This window comes from Gilliamella sp. M0320, from assembly GCF_016101635.1.
Classification (GTDB): domain Bacteria; phylum Pseudomonadota; class Gammaproteobacteria; order Enterobacterales; family Orbaceae; genus Gilliamella; species Gilliamella apis.
Map to the genome: position 1 here is coordinate 1 of NZ_JACFQD010000017.1, position 4,119 is coordinate 4,119.

The following is a 4,119-nucleotide window of genomic DNA, read 5'->3' on the forward strand; positions in this document are numbered from 1 at the left end:
CGATGTGACTGCCTTCCGCCTTCGTTCGCTTTTAACGCACCGGCTGTGATTTGTTCCTGACAAAGCACCGCCTTGGCAAACATCCTTGTTTGCCATACTAACCTCACTCAGTTGTCAGCACATTGCGAATGTCGCGCCACAAAATCGTTTTTATCGCCCTAACGTTATTTTTTTTATCCTCAGCTTCTATACCTAAGAACTAAGAAATAATAGCTAATAAGGATAAACACAGATTCCGAGGGTCCTTGTTTCAAAACTAGTGCCGAATACAAGAGTAGAATTATCTTTAACGGCCAGAACACTATTAGGGTTAGCATTATCACTACTACTACTCATAGTCTTCGTCAAATAGATGTTGCGGAAGAAGTTGGCTCCAGTGTAATAGTCCATCCTCCCCCATTCCGAGAAAAATCCTGCACCAATGTGACGTCTAGATCTATTATCAGGTGACGCAGACGTAGAATATACCCCTACAAAATCTCCACACTTCAAAGGTTTGGTAACACGCCATGGACAAGACGCATTAACTAAATCCCTGACCCTTGGGAGAGCGTATGCCGCAGAAATACACCAAGTTGACAGTTTAAAACCCGTACTTACATAATTACTACGATTAACAAACCACTTCCGTAACACAAATCCATATTTGACGATGTCATTACCACTGCTATCACGACCGACTAATTCAAATACCTGCGGTAAAGGTGGTCTGGCGACTCTAGGATATTGTACTTGCCATTGCGATGATGGAGCAAAAGGACCCGTTAGGGTGACTCGAACGCTGGTACTTGTTGAATCGGTCATCGTTGCAGTAATACCACCATGAGAAACCGGAGCCCAAGATAAGGCCTGACTAACACCACTAATATCTAAATCAAAATACAAATTATTAGCACCAGTAGTCGGGAAGTTTAAACTATAAGACGACGGCGTAACTGACTGGGTTAGAAAACCCTTATCAGGGTTCCAAATGGCAGCAGAAAGACCTCTACCCCCTAAGTTAGGTCTTGCATAACAAATCGCTGGCGATGATATATTAGGATTAATATAATAAGTGGCATTACCTGCCGTAAAACGACTTTCATTAGGCACACCATAACGTGTTTTTAATGTACCTTCACCATTAGATAAGGTTAATTTATATGGCGCTTTACAAATAGTCGGCACTTCATTACGGGCAACAGGATTATTGTCTTTATCAGCAATAGATAAATATAAACGACCGGTAGCGGTGATACCATTAACTCCCTGACCATCGCCATCATCATCACCCCAATAATTATACGGTGTGCCAATAAGTGAACTTAATGCAATAGAATCAGTATCCCTTGGTACTAACATACCAATATCATTAAAACTCTGACCAGCAACAGGTAAAACGATAGGATTGGCTAAACTCGAATTATTGGTTGCTGGGGTGAATTTTCTACCATCAGAAAGGGATATTCCGAGTAGCGCTGCGGTATTTGTTACCCGGGTACGACCACCATCAAAGGTTAAATAAGGGGCTGAGCCATAAATAATATTGGTCGTTTTAGTGGTTAATGCATAATTAGCAAAAGAGATAGACTGTAAAACAACCACAGTTAATACCAAAACCATCGGCCGAGGTAAACAGGCTAAATTAAGAAATTTTGAAAAATTTTGCCGAAATTTCGGAAATTGCCGAAATAATAAACTGCAGTGAAATAATAAACGATGTGAGCTTAACTTTAGAAAGGTGAAATTATAGGTTGGGCAGGTTGCGTGTTGCGTGTTGCGTGTTGAAAATTATAATCCATATCAGATGTCCTTGTCAATCCAATTTTATGATTTATTTAAAATTTTAAGCCTAATGGCATGAAATTTATCCATTCGTATAAATATGCTATAAAAGTATAGTGATTGGAAAAAACCATGCAACTTTTTTTGGCGGTTTAATTGTTAACTTTTGTAAAGAAGAACACTGATAACTCGAAAATAGCATCGGTTATTTGTTGTTTATTAGAAATAATATCCCCTTTATCCCCTCTTAAAAAATCACCATTTTTAATATTAATAATTTGCAGATTAGGTTTTTGATTTTGACAATTTTATAATCGTTTTTAGAAGGTATTTTGCGTTTCAAAAACCCCTTTCCTCAATTTTTTGGGTTTGATGAGTTTCGGACGTTTTGTTGTTTTGTGGTTATTTCTATACGGTGAATACGTCCGAGTTAAGAGGGTTGGCGCGAACCCTCTTTACAATCTCCCGCGGCGACTACGCAAGTGGTCACTGCGTGACTGCCCTCCGTCTTCGTTCGTTCTTAACACACCGGCTGTGATTTGTTCCTGACAAAGCACCGCCTTGCCAAACATCCCTGTTTGCCATGCTAACCTCACTCAGTTGTCAGCACATTGCGAATGTCGCTAAATGAAATACACCAAACTTATTTGCCAAAATAAACTCTTATGTTTATAGCAAGCTAATTTTAGTTTTAAAACCAATTTCGGGGAAACTTGGACGGGATTTTAGGCTTTAAAAACCCCTTTCCTCAAAATTTTTTGGTTGTTTTAGTTTCGGACGTTTTGTTGTTTGGTGGCTAGTTCTATACGGTGATTACGTCCGAGTTAAGAGGGTTGCCGCCAACCCTCTTTACAATCTCCCGCGGCGACCACGCAAGTGGTCACGATGTGACTGCCTTCCGCCTTCTTTCGCTGTTAACGCTCCTTGCCAAACATCCCTGTTTGCCATGCTAACCTCACTCAGTTGTCAGCACATTGCGGATGTCGCACCACAAAATCGTTTTTATCGCTCTAACGTTATTTTTCTTATACCTAGCTCTTTAGTTCAAGGACTAAGAACTAAGAAATAATAGCTAAGGATAGGTACAGAGTATGCTGTAACCGTCGTGGCCGGTAGAATTATTCACTAAACGCAAATAACCCTCCGGCAAGCCAACAGAAAAGACATTCCTTCCATTACTCGTCAACTCACTTGTATAATATTCGCGGTCATAAGCGAAGAGACTGTAGGCTGGCCCCCATTCCGTGAACAATCCTGTACCAATATGACGCCGCATCATATAATCAGGTGACGAAGGCGTTGCACTTTGACATCCCTCCTCAGACCCACAACGCGCATTAGTTAAATCCTTGACCTTTGGGAGATGGTATCCCGTCTTATTACACCAAGATAATGCATCATTAAAAGTAGTAGAGCTTACTCCAAAGCTAGGATGTACAATAATAAACCATTGCTTTAACACAAAACCATATTTGACCACAGCATTACCACTGCTATCACGACCCACTAACTCAAATGACTGAGGTAAAGATGGTCTGTTGACTCTACCTGGATTAGTTACCGAGTTTCTAGCAAAAGGACCCCTTAGGGTGACTCGAACGCCGGTACTTGTTGAATCGGTCATCGTTGCAGTAATACCACCATGAGAAACCGGAGCCCAAGATAAGGCTTGACTAACACCACCAAACCATAAATCAAAAGACAAATTATGAGCACCAGTAGTCGGGAAGTTTAAACCATAAGACGATGGCGTAACTGACTGTGGTAGAAAACTATCCTTAATCCAGTCATAAACGTCAGCAGAAAGACCCGTCTCCCATTCCTCTACATTGGTTGAATTGCTTCGTCGTAATGGTTGAGGAGTTATATAACAAATCACTGGTGCGGTCTTAGGATTAATATAATAAGTGGCATTACTTGCACTAAAACGACTTTCATTAGGTACTCCATAACGTGTTGTTAATGTACCTTCAGTATTTGATAAGGTTAATTTATATGGCGCTTTACAAATAGTCAGTACTTCATTACGGGCAACACGAAAACCGTATTTATCAACAATCAATAAATTTAAACTACCGGTAGCGGTGACACCATTAACTCCCTGACCATCGCCATCATCATCCCCCCAATAATTATACGGTGTGCCAATAAGTGAACTTAATGCAATAGAATTAGTATCCGTTGGTACTAACATACCAATATCATTAAAACTCTGACCATCAACAGGTAAAATGATAGGATTGTCTCTTGAATTATTGGTTGTGGGAGTAAATGTTCTACCATCAGAAAGGGATATCCCGAGTAGCGCTGCGGTATTTGTTACCCGGGTACGACCACCATCAAAGGTTAAATAAG

The 4,119-nt window shown here is 40.4% G+C and carries 2 protein-coding genes; both read right to left on the reverse strand.

The window, feature by feature from the left end:
• Positions 1-213: 213 nt before the first annotated feature.
• Entirely contained in the window at positions 214-1,602 is a 1,389-nt protein-coding gene (locus H3T83_RS11265) for a hypothetical protein (protein WP_198215798.1), read from the reverse strand.
• Positions 1,603-2,836: 1,234 nt separating this feature from the next.
• Positions 2,837-4,119, reverse strand: a 1,283-nt coding sequence (locus H3T83_RS11270; protein WP_198215799.1) for a hypothetical protein, incomplete at its 5' end; no start/stop codon positions are given.